General features: G+C 40.5%; 22 protein-coding genes. 11 read left to right on the top strand and 11 right to left on the bottom strand.

All coding sequences use genetic code 11. From position 1 onward, the window contains the following. Positions 1-2: 2 nt before the first annotated feature. From trpCF to VOI46_RS09045, 4 genes are read right to left on the bottom strand one after another with little or no spacing between them, the layout of a single operon-like run. Positions 3-1,367, bottom strand: coding sequence for a bifunctional indole-3-glycerol-phosphate synthase TrpC/phosphoribosylanthranilate isomerase TrpF (gene trpCF / locus VOI46_RS09060; RefSeq protein WP_004586794.1), 1,365 nt, complete (start codon positions 1,365-1,367; stop codon positions 3-5). Further along, on the bottom strand, positions 1,360-2,397 hold the full coding sequence (trpD, locus tag VOI46_RS09055) for an anthranilate phosphoribosyltransferase (protein WP_004586793.1): 1,038 nt from the start codon (positions 2,395-2,397) through the stop codon (positions 1,360-1,362). The genes trpCF and trpD overlap by 8 nt, the downstream gene beginning before the upstream one ends. 11 nt (positions 2,398-2,408) lie before the next feature. After that, positions 2,409-3,011: an aminodeoxychorismate/anthranilate synthase component II gene (locus VOI46_RS09050; protein ID WP_004586792.1), complete on the bottom strand. Its 603-nt coding sequence runs from the start codon at positions 3,009-3,011 to the stop codon at positions 2,409-2,411. A gap of 1 nt (position 3,012) precedes the next feature. Continuing rightward, positions 3,013-4,581 (bottom strand): anthranilate synthase component 1, encoded by a 1,569-nt coding sequence (locus tag VOI46_RS09045; protein WP_004586791.1) that lies wholly within the window; start codon positions 4,579-4,581, stop codon positions 3,013-3,015. Positions 4,582-5,030: 449 nt separating this feature from the next. Between VOI46_RS09045 and VOI46_RS09040 the strand changes: the two genes are divergently transcribed. The 5 genes from VOI46_RS09040 to VOI46_RS09020 all read left to right on the top strand — a co-directional run bounded on the left by VOI46_RS09040 (position 5,031) and on the right by VOI46_RS09020 (position 8,593). Further along, entirely contained in the window at positions 5,031-5,885 is an 855-nt protein-coding gene (locus tag VOI46_RS09040; protein WP_004586790.1) for a PHP domain-containing protein, read from the top strand. Beyond that, positions 5,882-6,502: an L-threonylcarbamoyladenylate synthase gene (locus tag VOI46_RS09035; protein ID WP_004586789.1), complete on the top strand. Its 621-nt coding sequence runs from the start codon at positions 5,882-5,884 to the stop codon at positions 6,500-6,502. The genes VOI46_RS09040 and VOI46_RS09035 overlap by 4 nt, the downstream gene beginning before the upstream one ends. A 5-nt stretch (positions 6,503-6,507) precedes the next feature. Next, positions 6,508-7,347, top strand: a complete 840-nt coding sequence (locus VOI46_RS09030; RefSeq protein WP_004586788.1) for a ScpA family protein — start codon at positions 6,508-6,510, stop codon at positions 7,345-7,347. Positions 7,348-7,467: 120 nt separating this feature from the next. Continuing rightward, positions 7,468-8,016, top strand: coding sequence for a cytochrome b (locus VOI46_RS09025; RefSeq protein ID WP_004586787.1), 549 nt, complete (start codon positions 7,468-7,470; stop codon positions 8,014-8,016). A gap of 1 nt (position 8,017) precedes the next feature. Continuing rightward, a complete protein-coding gene (locus VOI46_RS09020) occupies positions 8,018-8,593 on the top strand; it encodes a YceI family protein (protein ID WP_004586786.1) in 576 nt (191 codons plus the stop codon). Between the two features lie 29 nt (positions 8,594-8,622). Here the strand turns inward: VOI46_RS09020 and VOI46_RS09015 are convergent, their stop codons facing one another. Then, positions 8,623-9,483 (bottom strand): transporter substrate-binding domain-containing protein, encoded by an 861-nt coding sequence (locus tag VOI46_RS09015; protein ID WP_004586785.1) that lies wholly within the window; start codon positions 9,481-9,483, stop codon positions 8,623-8,625. 131 nt (positions 9,484-9,614) lie between these two features. After that, the gene (locus VOI46_RS09010) at positions 9,615-9,782 is read right to left on the bottom strand and encodes a hypothetical protein (RefSeq protein WP_171046486.1); all 168 of its coding nucleotides are present in this window, start codon (positions 9,780-9,782) and stop codon (positions 9,615-9,617) included. A 369-nt stretch (positions 9,783-10,151) separates the two neighbouring features. Between VOI46_RS09010 and VOI46_RS09005 the strand changes: the two genes are divergently transcribed. Further along, on the top strand, positions 10,152-10,697 hold the full coding sequence (locus VOI46_RS09005; protein ID WP_004586783.1) for a dienelactone hydrolase family protein: 546 nt from the start codon (positions 10,152-10,154) through the stop codon (positions 10,695-10,697). Here VOI46_RS09005 and VOI46_RS09000 read toward each other — a convergent pair. Both VOI46_RS09000 and VOI46_RS08995 read right to left on the bottom strand, forming a co-directional pair. Next, positions 10,694-10,966, bottom strand: a complete 273-nt coding sequence (locus VOI46_RS09000; RefSeq protein ID WP_232423977.1) for a hypothetical protein — start codon at positions 10,964-10,966, stop codon at positions 10,694-10,696. The two genes, VOI46_RS09005 and VOI46_RS09000, sit on opposite strands and share 4 nt — an antisense overlap. Beyond that, positions 10,909-11,496 carry a hypothetical protein gene (locus VOI46_RS08995; RefSeq protein ID WP_232423976.1) on the bottom strand — a complete coding sequence of 196 codons (588 nt, stop codon included), beginning with the start codon at positions 11,494-11,496 and terminating at the stop codon, positions 10,909-10,911. The genes VOI46_RS09000 and VOI46_RS08995 overlap by 58 nt, the downstream gene beginning before the upstream one ends. 167 nt (positions 11,497-11,663) lie before the next feature. On the opposite strand from VOI46_RS08995, the gene icd reads away from it, so the two are divergent. Further along, positions 11,664-12,914: an NADP-dependent isocitrate dehydrogenase gene (icd, locus tag VOI46_RS08990; RefSeq protein ID WP_004586782.1), complete on the top strand. Its 1,251-nt coding sequence runs from the start codon at positions 11,664-11,666 to the stop codon at positions 12,912-12,914. 12 nt (positions 12,915-12,926) lie between these two features. Here icd and VOI46_RS08985 read toward each other — a convergent pair whose 3' ends face one another. The 3 genes from VOI46_RS08985 to VOI46_RS08975 all read right to left on the bottom strand — a co-directional run bounded on the left by VOI46_RS08985 (position 12,927) and on the right by VOI46_RS08975 (position 15,371). Further along, positions 12,927-13,358, bottom strand: a complete 432-nt coding sequence (locus VOI46_RS08985) for a hypothetical protein (RefSeq protein WP_004586781.1) — start codon at positions 13,356-13,358, stop codon at positions 12,927-12,929. A 532-nt stretch (positions 13,359-13,890) separates the two neighbouring features. Then, positions 13,891-14,340 carry an N-acetyltransferase gene (locus tag VOI46_RS08980; protein WP_004586780.1) on the bottom strand — a complete coding sequence of 150 codons (450 nt, stop codon included), beginning with the start codon at positions 14,338-14,340 and terminating at the stop codon, positions 13,891-13,893. An 83-nt stretch (positions 14,341-14,423) separates the two neighbouring features. Next, on the bottom strand, positions 14,424-15,371 hold the full coding sequence (locus tag VOI46_RS08975; RefSeq protein WP_039972173.1) for a LysR family transcriptional regulator: 948 nt from the start codon (positions 15,369-15,371) through the stop codon (positions 14,424-14,426). A gap of 117 nt (positions 15,372-15,488) precedes the next feature. Here VOI46_RS08975 and aceK point away from each other — a divergent pair, with 117 nt between their 5' ends. The 4 genes from aceK (at position 15,489) to lepB (ending at position 19,692) form a co-directional block, all read left to right on the top strand. Then, positions 15,489-17,264 (top strand): bifunctional isocitrate dehydrogenase kinase/phosphatase, encoded by a 1,776-nt coding sequence (gene aceK / locus VOI46_RS08970; RefSeq protein ID WP_004586778.1) that lies wholly within the window; start codon positions 15,489-15,491, stop codon positions 17,262-17,264. A 318-nt stretch (positions 17,265-17,582) separates the two neighbouring features. Beyond that, on the top strand, positions 17,583-18,545 hold the full coding sequence (locus VOI46_RS08965) for a zinc-binding dehydrogenase (protein ID WP_004586777.1): 963 nt from the start codon (positions 17,583-17,585) through the stop codon (positions 18,543-18,545). 102 nt (positions 18,546-18,647) lie between these two features. Beyond that, entirely contained in the window at positions 18,648-18,902 is a 255-nt protein-coding gene (locus VOI46_RS08960) for a DUF2999 family protein (RefSeq protein WP_004586776.1), read from the top strand. 139 nt (positions 18,903-19,041) lie between these two features. Then, the gene (lepB, locus tag VOI46_RS08955; protein WP_004586775.1) at positions 19,042-19,692 is read left to right on the top strand and encodes a signal peptidase I; all 651 of its coding nucleotides are present in this window, start codon (positions 19,042-19,044) and stop codon (positions 19,690-19,692) included. Positions 19,693-19,702 lie beyond the last annotated feature (10 nt).

The following is a 19,702-nucleotide window of genomic DNA, read 5'->3' as shown; positions in this document are numbered from 1 at the left end:
CCTCAATAATTTCTGATGCTTGTAAAAGCATTTTGTAATTTGATAGGGCACTTTTTACCCGCAGATTCTTCAACGCCTGAATTTAAATCAAGGCCTAGGGCACCTTGAAACAGCGCGTCTTTTATATTGTCTGGATTTAAGCCACCCGCTAGCATAAAGGGGGTTGTTGCGTCGCGCAGTACTGCCCAATCAAATGCTTTACCTGTACCACCGGCTTGTGTATCGCTGTGGGTATCATAAAGATGGCGGTCTACGCCCTTAGCTGGGGTTGGCAATGTATCTTTAATTGCCTGTGCTTTCCAAATTTCACAACCTTTAGGTAACTGTGTACGTAATGAGGCAATGTAATCGTCACTTTCTTGACCGTGTAATTGTACTGCGGCAAGTTTTAGTTCGTGCGCGTATTGTACCACTTGCTGCGGGCTTGCATTAACAAAAACACCGACAAATTTAAGTGGCGCACTTTGGCTCAGCTCAATCGCACAATCTAAATCAACATAACGAGGCGATTTAGGGTAAAAAATGAGTCCACCGTACACTGCGCCGTTGTTGTAAGCGACCTGTACGTCTTGTGCTCGGGTTAAACCGCACACTTTGTTATCACCTAAAATCACTTTTTTGCAGGCTTGTTCTAAATCGCGCTCAGCCATTAAAGAACTGCCAACTAAAAAGCCATCACATAATGGCGCTAAACGTTTAACATCTTGATGAGTGTAAATACCTGACTCTGAGATAACCACTTTATCTTGTGGGATGAGTTTACGTAGCTTTTCGGTGGTGGCTAAATCAGTGCTTAAATCGCGAAGGTCACGGTTATTAATACCAATAATTTGCGCATCAAGTGAAAGGGCACGATGTACTTCTTCTTCGTTACTGACTTCGGTTAATACCGACATGTTAAGCGAGTCGGCAACTGCATGTAGCGCTTTATATTGTTCATCATCAAGCACTGAAAGCATTAGTAATATAGCATCGCCGCCATAAATACGTGCCATGTAAACTTGGTACTCATCAATAAAAAAGTCTTTACAAATAAGTGGTTGCTCTACTTGGCTACGTACAAACTCTAAATAATCAAAACTACCTTGAAAGTATTTAGTATCTGTAAGTACGCTCATGCAGCTGGCGTATTTTTTATAAACAGAGGTGATCTCGGTTAAATCAAACGGCTCTCTTATTAGCCCTTTTGAAGGAGATGCTTTTTTACATTCTAAAATAAACTGCGTACCCGGCTTTGCTAACGCTTTATAAAAGCTGCGGCTGGTTGGCACTGCTAGGTGTTTAAAGCTCTCTAGTGGGCGCGCGGCTTTACGCTCTATTAGCTCTTGTTTTTTATCAGCAACAATTTTGTCTAATACATTAGCCATGACTTACCTCAATAATTGCATTTAATGTGTTCATGGCTTTGCCTGAACTTAGTAATGTTTGTACCTGTTGTGCGCCTTCTTTTAATGACTGTACTTTACCGCTTAGGTATAAAAGTGCAGCCACATTGACTACGATTGCAGCATTGTGCGCATCACTGCCTTTACCTTGTAAAATAGCAAGGCTCGCATTTGCGTTATATTGTGGGCCTTCACCGGCTAGTTGTTCAAGTGAATAGTTTGCAAGGTCAAAGTCGCTTGGGTTTAATGTGTACTGCGTTATTTCGCCATTGTTTAGCTCAACTACGTTAGTTGGGCCGTGCAGGGCTATTTCGTCAGTGCCAGAACCATGCACTATCATCGCGCGCTTAGTGCCTAAAGTTTTAAGTGTTTGCGCCATTGGCATACATAAAGACTCATCGTAAACACCCAGTAATTGCACGTGTGGTGCAGCAGGGTTAGCAAGCGGGCCTAAAATATTAAAAATGGTACGTGTTTTAAGCGCAGTACGTACGCCCATCGCGTGGCGTACACCACTGTGATAATGCGGTGCAAACAAAAAGGTAAAATGGGTTTGCTCAAGGCAATGTGCAGCCTGTGCTGGGCTCATATCAATATTAATGCCCAGTGCTTTTAATAAATCAGCAGAGCCCGAATTACTCGATACACTGCGATTACCATGTTTTACCATATTAATACCCGCGGCAGCTGCAACAATCGCCGCGGTAGTACTAATATTAATCGTGTTTGAGCCATCGCCCCCGGTGCCGCAGCTATCGGCAAGTTGCGTGCTAGTGGTTGTAAAGGCAACGGCGTTTTCTCGCATTGACGCTGCAGCGCCGGCAATTTCATCACTTACTTCGCCTTTTATTTTAAGGCTGATTAGCAATGCAGTGAGCTCTATTTCGCTCATGTTACCTTGCATTATTTGGTTAAATAATGCGTTTGATTGGGCATAGTTTAACGACTTGCCTTGAATAAGTTGCTCAATAGCGTATTGAACATTTATGGTCTCTTGTGCTTGGGTACTCATAATGTCCTCTATTAGTTGGTGCGCGTTAAGTACGCAACACTTTGTTGAAGTAGCATTGCACCATTTGGCGTAAGTATTGACTCAGGATGAAATTGATAACCTAACGCTTTATCGTCGTGGTGATATATGGCCATAGGAATATCGTCAAATTGTGCAATTACCTCAATATTTTCAGGTACCTTGGTTGCCATTAATGAATGGTAACGGGCTACGGGCATGGTGTTGCCCATTCCTTCAAACACCGGGTGCGGGTTTAAATTAATGATTGATGACTTACCATGTACGGTTTCGCCAGCGTGGCCGATTACTCCGCCATAACTTTGTGTAAGTGCTTGTTGCCCTAGGCAAATGCCCAGCATGGGGAAGTGACCTTTAGCCAGTTCGATTAATTCCATTAAGCAACCTGCATCACTGGGTGCACCAGGTCCTGGCGAAAGCACTAATAATACTTGCCCAGGCTCTTGGCGCATTTTATTAAAAATAACCTCTGCGCTTATGTTATTTCTGTATACCACAAGCTCACAGCCCAGCATGGTTAGTTCATCAACAAGGTTGTAGCTAAACGAATCAAAGTTATCTAAAAAGTATATTTTCATTGGGTTTGCTGTGCTCATTTTATACCGCCTCATAAGTCGATTTTATGGCGGTGATCACCGCTTGGGCTTTAGCGCGGGTTTCGTTAGCTTCGGCTTGTGGATCAGAATCGTAAACGACACCGGCACCTGCTTGCACATACGCGGTATTATTTTTAACAAACGCTGAGCGAATAACAATGCAGCTATCCATTGCACCATCGCCTGTTAAATAGCCTACTGCGCCACCGTAGCTGCCACGGCGTTTGCCTTCGGTTTGGCGTACAAGTTCGGCAGCGCGTACTTTCGGAGCGCCTACCAGCGTGCCCATGTTCATACACGCTTGGTAAGCGTGTAGTGCATCAAGCTCAGGCTTTAATGTGCCCACCACGCGAGAAACCAAGTGCATTACTTGCGAATAGCGGTCTACTTTTAATAGCTCTTTTGCATGGCGCGTGCCGGCTACACTGATGCGTGCCACATCGTTACGGGCTAAATCAACGAGCATTAAATGCTCTGCACGCTCTTTTTGATCGTTTCTTAGTTCAAGCTCAATACGGCTGTCTAAATCTGGGTTGATTGCGCCATTGGCAAATTTTCCACGTGGGCGAGTACCGGCAATAGGGTAAACTTCAACTTGTTTGCTTTGCACTTCGTATTTAAGCGCAGACTCAGGTGAGGCGCCAAATAAAGCAAATTCTTCATCGCGCATATAAAACATATAAGGGCTTGGGTTTTGCTTTTTAAGCTGGCTATATGCGTGCAATGAATCAGGGCAGGGCAGTGAAAACGTGCGCGAAGGCACAACCTGAAAAATATCACCATCAACGATGTTCTTTTTAAGCTTAACCACTTGCTCGCAGTAAGTTTCATCGCTTATATCAACACTTACATCGCAAGTACCTGTTTGCATAGGCGCACTAAACTCTTCTGCTTTGTCGCATAAGGCATTTAATCGTTCTAGCTCTTTACCTACCTCAAAACAATTAGCGTGTACGTCTGGGCCATTAAACACATTACCAATAAGCTCGGTGGTTTGTTTTTGATGGTCGATAACCACTAAGGTTTCGGCTAAGTAAAATACGTAGTCTGGGCAGGTGTTTTCGCCATCGGGTACGTCGCTTAGCTGCTCAAAATTAGCCACCATGTCGTAGGCAAATACACCGCCTAAAAATACCGAAAACGGGTTTTCGGTGGTGCTTTTGATACTGTTTATACAGGTGCGTAGTGCGCTAAATGCATTATCGGCAACCAGTTTACTTGCCTCGTCAATGTCATTAGAGCCGCCTTTATAAACAAGAGTTAGGCTTGTGTCGGTTAAGGTTGCATCGCAGCTTTGTACATTGGCTCTTAAATACGGCAGTAACTGTTTACCGTTATTAGATTGAGCACTTACCGTGACGGTTTTACCTTGGCAAACAATGCGCAGCGCGCAGTCAACTAAAATTAAGCTTTTAACACTGTCTTTAGAATCAATTTCGGCTGATTCAAGCAGTAGCGAATTAGGCTTATCAAGTGCTGCATAAAGTGCAAGTGGGCTACTAATGTAGTCGCGCACTTGCGTTATGCTAGTAACTTCGCCTGGTGTGGTAGTTATATGACTAAAAATCAAACCTCATTTCCTCAAAAAATAAAACCCCGCAATGCTTTTGCAATGCGGGGTTTGAATAACGATATCTAAATTACAAACAGATCATTACCGTCCCGCTATATCAGGCGCCACCACCAACGATGTGTAAGAGTAAGACCGTTATTCATGTTTTTTTGCCTCAAAATAAAAAATTAAATACGTAAAATTTAGTTATAAAAAAACCCGCATAGTTGCGGGTTTTGAATATTTGCTAGACACGACAATTCATCACCCAAAAATTATGAGTGCCACCACCAAATAGTGTGTTGAATTGAATTGATCATTTTTATTAATTCTTAATGTGTCTTAAAGTGGCTACAGTAAAACGTATTTAGCGCTTTTGTGTCAAGTGTTTATTTAAAACAATTTAGTCAAAAAAGTTGTTATACTTATATAAACATCTATTACCCTTAAATTTAAGCAGTTTTCTTTTGATAAAATACGATTTACACAGCCATACAACGCATTCAGACGGACATTTAACAGTTGAGCAATTATTAAACCGCGCCGTAGAAAAAAACATTGATGTGTTTGCGATAACCGATCACGACACTGTGGCTGCTATTACGCCGGCAAAAGCGTTTATCGAAACAGAAAACTTACCGCTTAAGCTTATATCTGGCGTAGAAATTTCTACCAAGTGGGAAAGCTTTGAAATACATATTGTTGGGCTAAATATTGATATAAACAACAATGCCCTTACATCATTGTTATCGGCGCAGCAGCAAAAGCGTGATGAACGCGCCATTGAAATTGGCAAAAGGCTGGCAAAAAACGGTTTTGATGGTATTTACGAGCAAGCCAAGGCGCTGGCAGAAAACGCCCAAATTACCCGTGCCCATTTTGCGCGTGCATTAATTGAAAGAGGCGTTGCTAAAAATTTCCCTGGGGTATTTAAAAAATACTTAGGGCGCAGTAAAACAGGTTATGTTCCAAGCAATTGGTGTGATATGCAAACAGCCATTAGCGCCATTCATGCTGCGGGTGGGGTTGCGGTGCTTGCACACCCTGGGCGTTATCAAATGTCTAATAAATGGTTACGTAAGTTACTTGTGCAATACAAAAGTGACGGGGGCGATGCTATGGAAGTTGCGCAGCCGCAACAAGCGCCCACTGAACGCCAATTTTTAGGGCAATTGAGCCAAGAGTACGGTTTACTGTGCTCGCAAGGTTCTGACTTTCATTTTCCAACTAGTTATTTAGAGCTAGGTAAAAACTTATACTTACCCAAAGACTGCCAAGGGGTTTGGCAAGTGTGGGAAGGGCAAGAAGGAGCATTATCATGAGTCAATTAATTCATATTCACCCAGCAAACCCACAGCCACGACTTATTAGCCAAGCGGTTGATATTATTAAACAGGGCGGGGTTGTTGTATACCCAACAGATTCGGGCTACGCGATAGGGTGTAACCTCGGTAATAAGCAAGCAAAAGAGCGCATTGAGCGTATTCGTGGAATAGAAAAACACCATAACTTTACGCTGGTATGCCGTGATTTATCTGAGCTGGCAACTTATGCCCGTGTAGATAACCAAATGTTTAGGCTTATTAAAAATAATACGCCAGGGCCATACACCTTTATTTTTAAAGGTACAAAAGAGGTGCCAAAGCGGTTATTAAACGATAAGAAAAAAACCATTGGTATGCGCGTTATAGAGCATCCAATTGCATGTGCATTACTTGCAGAGCTTGGGGAGCCGTTAATGTCGTGTTCGTTAATTTTACCTGGAGAAGAGTTTACAGAATCAGACCCAGATGAAATTTTAACGCGTTTAGATAAACACGTAGATTTAATTATTGACGGCGGGCACCTTGCAGAGCAAGCAACCACGGTTATTGACCTATCAGAAGACGATATTCACATTTTACGTGTAGGGTGTGGCGATACCAGCCCGTTTGAGTAACCTTGGTGAGTGATTCAACACAGGGCGAAAAAAAGACTCAAAGTGAGCCAGTGCAGCAAAAGCTGCCACTGGCTTTTTTGCATGGCAAAGCCGTTGTAGATAAACCTGAAGATTTATACATTCCGCCCGATGCACTTGAAATTATTTTGGAAACCTTTGAAGGACCGCTTGATTTACTGCTGTATTTAATAAAAAAGCACAAGTTAGATGTGCTCGAACTCTCTATTTTTAGCATTACTGAGCAATATGTCAGTTATGTAGAAATGATGAGTGAGTTTCAGTTAGAGCTTGCCGGTGAGTACTTAGTAATGGCAGCGTTATTGGCACAAATAAAATCGCGTCTGTTATTGCCTGTGCACGAGGAGCTCGAAGAAGAGGAAGACCCCCGCGCAGAACTGATCAAGCGTTTACAAGAGTACGAGCAGTTTAAAAAAGCAGCCGAAAATATAGATGCCATCCCCCGTGTAGGCCGTGATATTTTCGTAGCACATGCAACTATGCCGGTTATTGAAAATACCGCTCAAAACCTGCCAGAGCTAGAGTTAAAGGATTTAATGTTAGCTCTGAGCGACGTGATGGCGCGTGCTAAAACATTTGAGCATCACCAAGTGACCGCAGAAATCCTCTCTACCCGTGAGCGGATGAGCCAAATTTTAGCCCAGCTGAGTAACGCAAAAAAAGCGCTGCCGTTTAACGATTTATTCACCCTTAGTGAAGGGCGAAGCGGTGTAGTGGTTAGCTTTATTGCTATGCTTGAGCTTATAAAAGAAGGCTTAATTAGCTGTTTGCAAGTCTCACCTGATAGCTTAATTTACATAAACCTTACCGACACGCCTAATAGCTAACTAGCAAAAACCTGTAGCTCAAGTTGTATGTGCGTATATGCACAGATGCTGTTTGTATACGCTATTTTAGTTTTTCTTCACCCTCTATATTCTTAAATTATTGAATTTAGAGGAACCCACATGTTTAAAAATACGCCCACATCTTATGGCCTTATTGCCATTATTTTACACTGGTTGATGGCTTTGACCGTGTTTGGTTTATTTGGCTTGGGCTTATACATGGTTGAGCTAACCTATTACGATAGCTGGTATAAAGGCTCATTGGATTTACATAAAAGTATAGGTATAACGCTCGCCGCAGTGCTTATTTTTAGAATTTTGTGGCGCGTATTCAGCCCCAAACCTCGCCCCCTTAGTCAAAATAATACAGTAAACCACATTGCACATACCGCGCATATTGTTATGTACCTAATTTTAGCAGTCATTGTAGTGGCGGGTTATTTGATTTCTACCGCCGATGGCAGAGCAATCGCCGTTTTTTCGATATTTAATGTACCAGCTCTGGATTATAACTTTGATGGACAAGCCGATATTGCCGGAAAAATTCATTACTACGGTGCGTGTACATTAATTGGCTTGGCTGTTTTGCATGCACTGGGGGCATTAAAGCACCACTTTATTGATAAAGATAAAACCTTAACAAGAATGATCAAACCAAAGGAATACTAACATGAAAAAACGACTATTAATTGCAGCTCTATCGGGTGTAATGATGTTATCGGCCACTGCAAATGCAGCAGATTATGTAATTGATACGCAAGGGGCGCATGCATTTGTTACCTTTAAAATTAAGCATTTAGGCTACAGCTGGCTACACGGGCGATTTAACCGTTTTGATGGCAGCTTTAGTTACGACGCTAAAACGCAAACAGGGTCTAATATTTTAGTAAATATAGATACTGCAAGTTTAGACTCTAACCATGCTGAGCGTGATAAACACTTACGAGGTAAAGACTTTTTAAATGTAGATAAATACCCAACAGCAACATTTAAAAGCACCGATGTGAAATTTACCGATGATGATACAGCCACTGTAACGGGCGACTTTACTTTACATGGCGTAACTAAACGCATTACGTTTGAAATGGATAAAGTAGGTGAAGGGCAAGACCCTTGGGGTGGCTACCGTGCTGGTTTTGAGGGCGAAACCAGTTTAAAACTCACCGATTACGGCATTGATTATAATTTAGGCCCAGCGTCTACTCATGTTGATATTGGGCTGTCTATTGAAGGTGTGCGTAAATAATAAAGCGTAGATTAAATTAAAACGCCACTTTAGTTAGTGGCGTTTTTGTTTTTTGTGGCGTGAATTCTTGATTCTAATAAGGGTTTTAAATGTGGGGGTAACCAGCGTAACATTACTTGATGGTATTGCTCGGTTTGCTTAATTTTTTTTAATTGCTCATCTAATAGTTGAATATTTTTAGCTCCTTGCTCATTTTTAGTGCAGCCAATATAGCCATAACTTAACGGTGGCGCTTCAACAATCGCTCGCTGAGTTAGGTTTTCTTCAAAGTACATAGATTTAGCTAAGTAATGGTGCTCACTTGGGTAACCTAATAAAATATCTAAGCGCTTTAAATTAAGCATATAGGTAAGGCTGGCTAAACTATTGCGCGTTGGCCGAATAACAATATCAACATCGGGGGTGTTATTTATTACACTGTCGAGTTGCTCGCCGTATGAGCGGTTCATAGATACACCTAACGTGAGCTTTTTTTCTGCAAGTAAATCCTGCAACGACACCGGCTCTGAGTTAGGCACTTCTAGTGAATGCGCCAAACCTTTATGCATAGCAATAGAAGGTGAAAGGCCCGTGGTTGAGCTTTGCTCGCTAAAGTGAATAAACTTTTCTCTAAATGCATTTTTATAAAGTGATAGGGCACAATGTGTGGCCGATTTATTGGCCAGTTCTTGCGTAACTTTGCCAGAGGGGATAACAAGGCGATTAAACGTGATGTGCGCAAGTTGTTGCTCGAGTAAGGTTATAACGCTTTCATCACGCCCCTGGTGTTGGTATTTTCCATTTAAAATGTAATAGGGCGCAAAGTCGTGTGTTAGCCAGTTAATCGTATGGGCGTAACTGACTGAAGAAATGCTTAAATATAAGGTGATACACAAAAATGCACGGAGCATTACTACAATTACCTAAAACAATGAAAGTATCGCTATTGTAGTCAATTAAGTGCAACAAAGTAAAATGCCAGCTACAAAGCTGGCACATTTTATTAACATTAACTGCTTAAGCAGTTAATTGCTCGCAATGATTAGTTGGCTTTTAACCATTTTACAAATTCGCGCGCTTCGCTTGCTTTTTGAAACATTGCGTTTTTCAAACCTTGTGTATCACTAAAAACAACACGTTGTTTGTTTACAGAAATTGATTGCACCGGATGGGCAATTTGGATCATAGATCCATTGTATTTATAAGACATAATAAAACTCACTTTATTCTTGTTATTTACTCTGCGCTATTTTTTATAGCCAAATGCAGTTAATAAATTAACGATGTTGTGTTTAGCTTCATTACAGTGTTGACGATCTTTATGACACTTTTGCGATGATATTAAAAAAATCATCAAGGTATTAATAGGGGTTCTCGCCGTACAATAACTTAGCTTTAAAATATACGTTTTGCGGGGCTTACTGGATCAGGGTAAAAAGGTTAACCGCGGTGGTTTTTAAAACCAGAGAAGAAAGGTAACCTAAATAAAAAATGTGTGCAAGCTATTTATTTAAAAATTATTTATACTTAATTTTATCAACTGCTTAAACGCATGGATTTTAACCTTAAAAAGGTAAGTATGAATTACATAATAGTCAGCGATATTTATGGTGTAACAGCACCTTTAGTGAGGTTGTTAGATATTATGCAAGGCAATACAGAGGTTATAGACCCCTACAAAGGAGAACTGCAACCCCTTGATAGTGAAGAGTATTATTATAATAAATTTATAAATTCCTGTGGCCATGACAATTACGTAGCTAAGCTCTTAAATGTATTTAATAACCTTACAGAGCCAACAGCCTGTATAGGGTTTAGTGCAGGCGCAAGTGCCGCGTGGCGCGCACAGTTATTAACAGGCAATCCACACCTAAAAAAGCTCATTGGCTTTTACCCTTCACAAATTAGAAATCATTTAGATATTGCGGCAAAAGTACCTTGTACGTTTATTTTTCCACATACCGAAATGCATTTTAATGTAGATGAAGTGATAAGTGCTTTAGCCAGTAAAAGCCAAGTTACGTGTAACAAAACACCGTTTTTACATGGTTTTATGAATGCTTACTCTACTAATTACAATGTAAAAGCATATGATGAGTATTGCGCACTTATTAAAAGTACTTAAAGTGTATTTAACTGCGTTTTAGTAATAACAGGAAAGTCAGTGCGCGTATTATATTGCGCGTACAAGGTAGTAAAAATACTACTGCGTGAGAGCTTATCTAGCTCTTTTATGAGCGTTTTAGCACTTGTGCGCGCAGCTCTGCAGCATAGTTGGTATTGTTTTATTATAGCGGCAACGCTTTTACCTTGTTTGTGAAGGGCTAAATCGGCTTCTACAAAAAATGCTGCCCCAGTCCAATAAACCCGCTGTTGTGCACGTTGCTTCCACATATCACTTGAAAGTTGATTAAGTGGCTGCTGCTTTTTTTAGTTTGTAAGCGTGCTCGCTCAAACCCTGCGTTTAGGCGCTGAACAAATTGCGCTTGGCTAATGACACCGCTGTTGCGCATTATTACGTTTTGCATGTAACTGGCAAACCCCTCGCTTAACCAAAAGCCAGAGTAAGGCAGTAGTGGCAAATATAAATGTGAAAGCTCATGGTAAAGCGTCCAATCTTTTGTAAATGCATTTAAACTTGCGTAGCGGTCAATATGCAGCTCTACTCCATCGGGATTATTTCGTTTTACGCTAGCCCATGGCACGGGTTCAAAAGCAAAATATTGTGGCTTTAAATAAATAGGGAGGGTGCTTTGTTGTAATGGCCCTAAAGTATTTTGTGTTTTTTTAAGGCTTTGATTTACCCAAGTAGCTACCGTTTTTTGACCCTTAATCGTCAGTGCGTCTAAATTATGAATAACCACATCAACAGCTGAGACTTTTAAAGAGCACACTAATAGCAATAACAGCCAAAATAACTTCATTTATACCTCCTAAATACGCGCTTAATACTAGACCCACTATTTACGTAATTAAGCACATGTTATTCGTTATTTTTTTAACTAATATCAATTATAAAAAGCAAATTGCATACATGCTCAATCAAGCATGATTTAATTAGGTAACACTATTTTTAGTATAGGTATTAACCATGGCTTATCAGCATATTAAAATCCCTGAGCACGGACAAAATATTACTATTGATGCTAAAGGCCAATGGCATGTGCCTGTAAACCCTATTATTGCTTATATTAATGGTGACGGGGTTGGGCAAGAGGTCACACCTGCCATGCAGCATGTGGTGAATAATGCCATTACACACTGTTATGCAAAGGAGCGAAAAATTCACTGGATGCAAGTATATAACGGCGAGCAAGCAGCAAAGTTATATGATGGCGATTGGTTCCCAGAGGAGACGATTAACGCAGTACGTGCGTGTAAAATAGCAATTAAAGGGCCGCTAACTACACCTCTTGGCGGCGGTTTTCGCTCATTAAATGTGGCGCTAAGGCACGAAATGGATTTATTTGTAAATATGCGCACTGTTAAAGGGCTAAGTGCGTTGCCATCGCCGTTAAAAAATCCATTTTTAACTAACATAACAGTGCTGCGTGATAGCAGCGAAGACGTATATTCAGGAATAGAGTGGCAAGCTGGCAGCGTAGAGAGCGAGAAAATGCTCGACTTTTTATGTGAAGAAATGGGAGTAACGCGCCTAAGGTTTTCTCAAGAGTGTGGCATAGGTATAAAAAATATATCTAAAGAAGGCTCCGAGCGCCTAGTACGCTATGCAATTAATTACGCCCTTAAAAATAACAGCGAATCGTTAACGCTTGTGCATAAAGGGAATGTACTTAAATTTACCGATGGTGCCTTTAAACGTTGGGGGTTTGCCTTAGCCCAAAATGAGTTTAACGCTACCCCACACGAAAACGGGCGCTGGCTTGAAATAGCACGCGCTAATAAATCGCCTTTAATTATTAAAGAAGTGATAGCCGATAACATGCTGCAACAATGTTTAATGAACCCAGAGCAATTTGATGTGGTAGCAACCACAAACCAAAATGGCGACTTTTTAGCTGATATGCTCAGCGCACAAGTTGGCGGAGTGGGCATTATGCCGGCTGCTAATTTAAATAACGATGTGGCATTTTTTGAGCCAACCCATGGCACGTTTGAGAGAATAGCAGGGCAAAACAAAGCAAACCCAAGTAGCAGTATTTTAAGTGCCGTTTTAATGCTTAAGTTTATGGGCTGGGATGAGGCGGCAACGCTGATTGAACAAGCGCTCGAACAAGCACTCAAAAGCGGTAATGTAACCTTTGATTTAACGCAAAATATTAATAACTCGACAACCCTAAGCTGCAGTGACTTTGCACAAAAGGTTATCGAGTATTTTTAAGCAACTCCATTATTAGGCCGCTGTGGCTGTTTTTGCCTTGTGTACACATGGGCGATTAGTAAGCTGTGCAGCGCGGTGGTAAATATCGTGTGCGTTAGGTTCATCGCACTGAGTACCACTAAGCGTATCCATTAATGCAACTACAATAATAGCCGGTACTTGGCAGCAGTATTCATCAAGTACTGCCTCGGTTGTTTGTGCATCTACATGGCAAAGCGGGTGGTTTTTACGCTGGTACGCATGCAGTAGCGTATCTACTTCTAAAATGTCATCGGGTTGGTGCTTTGTTTTACGGCACTTACAACCAAACTCATCAACCAAGGTAGCAAGTGCTTGGTATGTCTCAGCGGCATTGGTTTTAGTGCATAACTGCTGGGTAATAAACTGATGTAAATTAGCATCAATAAATAACCCGTCTTGTTGTGTGAAGCTTGATGTTGTCATAATTATTACTCTTAGTTTGTTGGCTTAACTTCACTTTAGCGCTAAGTGTATTATTAATGAAATTGTTGTTTTCAATAACTGACATTGATTTTATCAATAGTAAATGACAACAAACCAAAAACCACTTAGCATGCTTAATTAAAGTGGTGCAAAAACCTATAAAAATGCACAAAACTGGGACACACTAAATAATAATTAAAAGCATAATTTAATTAGATGTTTGATTTTAAATGTTTTTTATTTTTGTGGTGGGTTGGCATCAAGGTTGCTAAATATAAAGGGTAGGGTTCACTCCTATTTCTACGATTTCAAAAGCGCCATGGTATTTTCCCAAAGTTGAATACCATGGCGCTTTTTTATTTGAGCATTCATTTTATTTAACTGCAGTAATATTAAATTTTAATAAAGTAGAGAATGGTTCTCAAAATAGCGCTGACAATAAGCTGCACAATACCTATACCGCCAAACATAACACTCCTCGCAATTATTGATGCACTATCCATTTGTATAAATCTGTTTCTTTAATAATGCTTTAAGTGACAACCGACATAGCTAGCTTTTCTATACCATGTGACGGTGTCCATCTTTTAAACTCTACAAAGCCATGCTTTTTATATAAATTTATTGCAGGAGTATTAGCAACCGCAGTCTCAACTCTTGCATAAGATAAATCACTCATTTCTAATACATAATTTATTAGCTTACTTGCGATACCTTTTTTAAAATAACTAGGGTCAACAGTTAAGCTGCATATATCTAAACACTGGCTGTTTGTATCTACTTCAATAACCGCTGCTAAACATTCATTTTCGGTGAAGCCATAAAAGGTTGTTTCTGACTTTTTAATATCTTCAGTATTACGTGCCAAAGGAGGAAAGTTAAGTGCCTCTATTAAATTAGCTTCGATAGCATAGGACTTTTGAAAGACAGTAAAAATTATATTTGCTATCTCGGTATTCTTATTATTAAGTTTGTTGATCATTGTATACTTCTGCAAAAAGTTGATCGAAAACATCATGCCAATTTTTTGAAAGTGCTAGTGCCTGATGAACGGGGAATAACAAACTACCTATCCGCAATTGTTTTAGCAAACTCAAGCAACTCACGGCGTAACCACAGGTGTGCGGGAGCATGGTGAAGTAGTGGGCTCCATATCATTTTTACCTCAATAGGGACTATTTGAAACGGTACTGGGCTAATGACTAAATCGGTATGCGTGGTTAATAATTTAGCCTGCCTGCGCGGTAAGGTGGCAATAAGTTGCTCTGATTGACATAGCAAACTTGCAATCATGTAGTGGCGTGTAAACACCCGTATTTTACGCGTTTGTTCTAGCTGCCAAAGTGCTTCATCTACCCAGCCTAGTTTTTGCTTGCCTGACTTATTGGTAACGGCGGCTTCTGGCCCCCAGCCAGCGCGGTTTACCCAAACATGTTCTTTTTGTAGGTAATCATCAAGGCTTGAGTGCTGTAAAAAGGTATTTTTAGGGTGGGTTAAACAGCAGTAATTATCGCGCCAAACACTGGCTTGATGAAACGAGCGGGGCAAGCCATTAAAACGGTTTATGGCTAAATCAATAGTGCCTTTTTCCATATCTTGCAGGTTTACATCGCTTGGACTTAGTACATCAAAATTAATCCCTGGGTTTTTAGTTAACTGCTCAGTAATAAAGGGGGCAATTAAGGTCGACTCCATGTAGTCGTTTGCCATTATTCTAAAAGTCACCTCTGCCGTTGCTGGGTTAAATTGCTCACTGGGCTGAGTAATCGCCTCTGCCATTTTTAAAAGAGACTCTATTTCAGGCTTTAAGCTAAGTGCTTTGCTGGTGGGGGTCATAGAGCCTGCGGCACGCACAAGTAATGGGTCGTCAAATAAATCACGTAATCGTTTAAGTGCGTTACTCATGGCAGGTTGTGTTAGTGCGAGTTTATTGGCCGCTTTTGAAACACTTTTTTCATCAATGAGCACATTTAAGTACACCAATAAGTTGAGATCGACGTTACGTATATTCATATGATCAATTTTATTTATATGCTTTATTAATTACCTAAATTAAAGCCTGCTTGCTAAGGTGTAAACAATTAATAAAAAATAACCGCTATAAGTGGTAAAAATAAAAGTGTTGTAACCATGTCAAAATCGTTAACTAAACAAACCAATAATGCGCTACAGCAAGTTATTGCTACTAAGTTGGCCCACGCTGTTTTTGCAGGCTTTGAAGCAATGTTTGCGCAGTTTTTAAATATTACGCTAGGTGCGCAAAGCCGGTTTGAACAACAAAAATATCACGATGTGCAAACTGCCATGCGCGAACGCTTACAAGTGTACGAGCGGGAAGTAAAAAATGTTAGTGAAGCTGTGAGAGTTATTGCTTACGCTGAACTGTCTTGCCCGCAAACATGGCAACTAGCTAAAAATATATACGGCGATATGGTGCAAAATCATGAAAATAAACCCATAGCGCATACCTTTTTTAATTCTACCTTTGGTGCAATTTGGGACGATAAAAAAATTCGTACCGTACATTTGTTTGTATTAAAAGCAAAATACAGAAGCGAGCCGCGTTCGTATGAAAATTTAGTAAGGCGAATATCGTTTAAAGATGGGTTTAACCACGCTGTAAAAACGCTCATTACCCGCCAAGCATTTAGAGTGCCTTTTAGTCAATTAAATGCCGATTTACAGGCATTGCAAGCAACGTTAATGGCCGGTGCAAAGCAGCAATGCAAACAAGTGTATGAGCTTATAAATCTAAACGACGGGTTTATAGAATACGCAAATTCATTATTTTTTAGAAACAAAGCCTGTTACTTAATAGGGCGCTGTATCGCTAAAAATGGCGATAATATGCCTTTTGCTATCGCCATATTAAATACTAATAAAGGGTTAAAGCTTGATGCCGTAATGATGGGCGCCGATCAGTTAAGTTTATTGTTTGGTTTTGCTCGTACCTATTTTATGGTTGATACCGACCAACCCGCGCGTTACGTAGATTACTTAAGCGTGCTGATGCCTCATAAAAAACGCTTTGAGTTATTTAACGCCATTGGCTTTATTAAGCACGCTAAAACAGAGTTTTATCGTTACAAAGTTGATACCACTAAAAATAGCCCTACTAATTTTAAATACGTTACAGCACCAGGTACTCCCGGCATGGTTATGCTGGTATTTACCATTGAAGGGCTAGACTACGTTTATAAAGTAATAAAAGATAAATTTAGTGCACCAAAAACAGCCACCAAAGCGCAAGTAAAAGCCAAGTACAACTTTGTAAAGCAAGCCGACCGCGTAGGGCGCTTAGTAGATACACACGAATTTAGGTATTTAGCGTTCGACCTCAGCCGCTTTAGCGACGAGTTACTTAAGCAAATGAAATCACAAATTGGCAGCAGCATGGTTATATCGGGTAAGGCGCTTATTTTAAAGCATGTGTATGTTGAGCGAAAAATGACGCCGCTTAATTTATACATTAATCACTGCTCTAACAAAGCATTACAACAGGTTATGACCGATTACGGTAAAGCGATTAAAGACTTAGCCGGCGCAAATATATTCCCAGGCGATATGCTAATGAAAAACTTTGGCGTAACCCGTTGGGGGCGCGTTGTTTTTTACGATTTTGATGAAATTTGCCCATTGACTGATTGCCACTTTAGAGATGTACCTAGCGCACAAAACGACCTGGAGGAGCTAAGCGCCAACAGTTATTTTGATATAGCAGAAAACGATATTTTCCCCAGTCAGTTTAAGGTGTTTTTTAGCGCAAACGAAACGGCATTTAACTATTTTAACTGCGAACATAACGATCTGTTTTTAGCTGATTTTTGGCAAGCTTGCCAACAACAAATTAAATCAGGCTTTTTACCTGATGTATACCCGTATAAACAAAGCTGGCGGTTTAAATAAAAATAACTAACCCCATGTCTAGCTAGGGCCTGTTTATCTTTCGAGGTTAAATTTGCAGCCGTCTGTTTGGTAATTAGGCAAGGCAGAGCCTATGTAGTGTGGTTGTTCCCCATAAATAGGCGATAACGTAGCATAAATGCCAAACAGGCGCTGCCCGAAGGGTTTCTGCCTAGGGGCCATTTACTCTTTGTTGCTCGGTTTTTACTTAGCCCACTAGGTTACAAACCTCGCGCCGCGATTAAATGGCCCCTAGATTGAACAAATTTTAATCCTGAAAGGTTAACAGGCCCTAATTAAAAGGCTAAATACGGAGCATTAATGAAATATATTTCTCATGAGGGTGGCACCCTTGCATTTAGTGAAACCGATAAACCGGTTTTAAAAAGCCACGAAGTGCTAGTCAAAGTGTCTGCTATAGGTGTAAATCGCGCTGATTGCATGCAGCGCCAAGGTAAATACCCAGCGCCAGCTGGGGATAGCCCCATTTTAGGTTTAGAGTGCGCAGGCACAGTGGTTGAGCTTGGTTTTGATGTTGATAAAAGCTGGCTTAATAAACGTATTTTTAGCTTGTGCGCAGGCGGGGCTTACAGCGAATACGTTGCCATAGATGCTAAACAATTAATGGTATTACCAGATGATTTAACCATGGCTGAAGGTGCAGCTATTAGCGAAGTGTACCTAACAGCATTTGGTGCGCTTTTTGAACTGGGTAAATTACAACAAGGCCAAACAGCGCTTATTCATGCAGGGGCAAGTGGTGTAGGCGGTGCGGCTATTCAAATGGCTAAAAGTGCAGGTGCAACGGTGGTTATTACTGCCGGCTCAGATGAAAAATGCGAGCATGCAAAAGCCCTTGGCGCCGATCATGCCATTAACTACAAAACAACTGACTTTGTAGAATATATGCAAGCAAATGAGCTTTTAGCAAATGCAATTGTAGATCCCGTATCGGGCAGTTATTTAAATAAAAATGCGGCTATTGCAGCCATGGATTGCCAAATTATTATGCTCGCTTTTTTAGATGGACGTTTTGCTGAGGTTGATTTTGCAGCGCTATTACGCAAACGTATTTCGTTTCATGCATCAACACTAAGAAACCGTAGTATTGAGTTTAAACGCCAATTACTCGATGACTTAGTTGCGCGTTTTTACAATGATATTGCTACTAAAAAGTACGACTTTAACGTGTATAAAACACTACCGTGGAGCGATGCAAACGAAGCGCATGCTATTTTAGAGCGTAATGAAAATGCCGGTAAAGTGGTATTACTTGTAGAATAACCACCCGATGTAACACTGAGTCGTGTGTTGGCGTTGTTAATGCATGGCTCAGCTAATATAATTTAGTAAATATAAATACGTACAAAACACACAAGGTTAAAAATGAACCCAATACTAGCAATACTTAAAGAGCACAATGTAAGCGACGAAAAAGTAAAAGCATTGTTCGAAGCCTTTACACAAAACCCAATGATGGCAATGGCATTAGTACAAGAGCTTGGTATTCCGCCTGAAAAACTACAGCAGTTAATGGCCGTGGTGATGACTCAGCCGCATTTAATTAAAGAAGCCACCGACGAACTCGGCCTAGACTTTGAAAAAGTAAAAGAAGCGAAAGACAAGCTAAACCAGCAATAAGCTTCACAAGTTACCACTTTACCAAGGCATAAGCCTTGGTAATTCTACCTAAAATCACCACACTTTTTGTTACATTATTCATTGAACTGCTTGGTATTAAGCTAGTCATACTATTACTTATGATAGGTAGGGACTAGGTATGAAGCCACTTTATAAATTTTGGAAAAATAACCGTTCGTTAATTTTATTTATTGCGCTGATGAGCGTGTTTAGAAGCGCAGTTGCCGATTGGTATGAAGTACCGACAGGCTCGATGAAACCCACCATATTAGAAGGCGACAGAATCTTAACCGATAAAATGGCTTATGATATACGCATCCCTTTTACGCATATTCCTTTAGTTAAATTAGCCGACCCACAAACAGGCGATATTATTGTATTTGACTCACAAGCTGCTGATAACCGGTTAATTAAACGCGTAATTGGTGTGCCAGGTGATACGGTAGCGCTTTACAACAACGAGCTAGAAATTAATGGCGTTAAACTTAAATACAATAACTTGCAAAGCAATATTGATTCTTTAGACAAAATAGAAGATTTAAATGGCCACAAACACACGATTCGTGTTGCGCATACGCCTTCGCAGCTATCGGGTTTTAATAAAATAACTATTCCTGAAGATTATTATTTAGCAATGGGTGATAACCGCGACCACAGTGCTGACTCGCGTGTTATTGGTTTAATCCCCCGCAGCGAACTACTTGGCAAAGCAGAGCGTATTATTGTGTCGCTTGATTACGACGATTATTACTTACCTCGTAAAAACCGCTTTTTAAAACCCTTACTTTAAGGCGGTTTTT

This window comes from Pseudoalteromonas sp. CuT4-3 (assembly GCF_035666335.1).
GTDB lineage: Bacteria > Pseudomonadota > Gammaproteobacteria > Enterobacterales > Alteromonadaceae > Pseudoalteromonas > Pseudoalteromonas atlantica.
Note: the sequence above shows the minus strand (reverse complement) of the source record. Positions and strands in the feature narration are given on the sequence as shown.

Coding starts and splice junctions, on each gene's coding strand:
- VOI46_RS09005 (WP_004586783.1), top strand. CDS start 10,152: ATGAATTACATAATAGTCAGCGATATTTATGGTGTAACAGCACCTTTA.
- VOI46_RS09025 (WP_004586787.1), top strand. CDS start 7,468: ATGTTTAAAAATACGCCCACATCTTATGGCCTTATTGCCATTATTTTA.
- VOI46_RS08960 (WP_004586776.1), top strand. CDS start 18,648: ATGAACCCAATACTAGCAATACTTAAAGAGCACAATGTAAGCGACGAA.
- VOI46_RS09020 (WP_004586786.1), top strand. CDS start 8,018: ATGAAAAAACGACTATTAATTGCAGCTCTATCGGGTGTAATGATGTTA.
- VOI46_RS09010 (WP_171046486.1), bottom strand. CDS start 9,782: ATGTCTTATAAATACAATGGATCTATGATCCAAATTGCCCATCCGGTG.
- VOI46_RS08995 (WP_232423976.1), bottom strand. CDS start 11,496: ATGAAGTTATTTTGGCTGTTATTGCTATTAGTGTGCTCTTTAAAAGTC.
- VOI46_RS09050 (WP_004586792.1), bottom strand. CDS start 3,011: ATGAGCACAGCAAACCCAATGAAAATATACTTTTTAGATAACTTTGAT.
- VOI46_RS08975 (WP_039972173.1), bottom strand. CDS start 15,371: ATGAATATACGTAACGTCGATCTCAACTTATTGGTGTACTTAAATGTG.
- VOI46_RS08980 (WP_004586780.1), bottom strand. CDS start 14,340: ATGATCAACAAACTTAATAATAAGAATACCGAGATAGCAAATATAATT.
- VOI46_RS09035 (WP_004586789.1), top strand. CDS start 5,882: ATGAGTCAATTAATTCATATTCACCCAGCAAACCCACAGCCACGACTT.
- VOI46_RS09000 (WP_232423977.1), bottom strand. CDS start 10,966: ATGTGGAAGCAACGTGCACAACAGCGGGTTTATTGGACTGGGGCAGCA.
- VOI46_RS09015 (WP_004586785.1), bottom strand. CDS start 9,483: ATGCTCCGTGCATTTTTGTGTATCACCTTATATTTAAGCATTTCTTCA.
- VOI46_RS08965 (WP_004586777.1), top strand. CDS start 17,583: ATGAAATATATTTCTCATGAGGGTGGCACCCTTGCATTTAGTGAAACC.
- aceK (WP_004586778.1), top strand. CDS start 15,489: ATGTCAAAATCGTTAACTAAACAAACCAATAATGCGCTACAGCAAGTT.
- trpD (WP_004586793.1), bottom strand. CDS start 2,397: ATGAGTACCCAAGCACAAGAGACCATAAATGTTCAATACGCTATTGAG.
- icd (WP_004586782.1), top strand. CDS start 11,664: ATGGCTTATCAGCATATTAAAATCCCTGAGCACGGACAAAATATTACT.
- lepB (WP_004586775.1), top strand. CDS start 19,042: ATGAAGCCACTTTATAAATTTTGGAAAAATAACCGTTCGTTAATTTTA.
- VOI46_RS08985 (WP_004586781.1), bottom strand. CDS start 13,358: ATGACAACATCAAGCTTCACACAACAAGACGGGTTATTTATTGATGCT.
- trpCF (WP_004586794.1), bottom strand. CDS start 1,367: ATGGCTAATGTATTAGACAAAATTGTTGCTGATAAAAAACAAGAGCTA.